This window comes from Pseudovibrio sp. POLY-S9, from assembly GCF_001431305.1.
Classification (GTDB): domain Bacteria; phylum Pseudomonadota; class Alphaproteobacteria; order Rhizobiales; family Stappiaceae; genus Pseudovibrio.
In genome coordinates, this window is the sequence record NZ_LCWX01000247.1 from 1 (window position 1) to 312 (window position 312).

The 312-nt window shown below is 54.2% G+C and carries 1 protein-coding gene; it reads left to right on the forward strand.

The features are described 5' to 3' along the window. A partial coding sequence (locus tag PPL9_RS28225) for a contractile injection system protein, VgrG/Pvc8 family (protein WP_280139088.1) occupies positions 1 to 312 on the forward strand: 312 nt, incomplete at both ends.

Here is a 312-nt window from a genome sequence, read left to right on the forward strand (position 1 = left end):
GTGCAGTACCGGGAAAGTCACTTAAGCTTTTTAGATCGCATCACGGCAGAAGAAGGCATCTGGTACTACTTCACACATAGTGCCAACGGCCAGCATACACTGCAGTTCATTGATAACCCGCAGATCGTCTCGCAGTTGCCGGACCAGCCTAAGCTGGAATACAACGCCATGGTTGGCGGGGCTGTCAAAGGCGTTTATTGCAACAGCTTTGTCCTGCGCGAGCAGCTGCGCGCCACCAGCTTCATGCAGCGCGATTATTCCTTTAAGAACCCGCCTTACAACCAGCAACACGCCCATCAGCGCGGTGAGGAC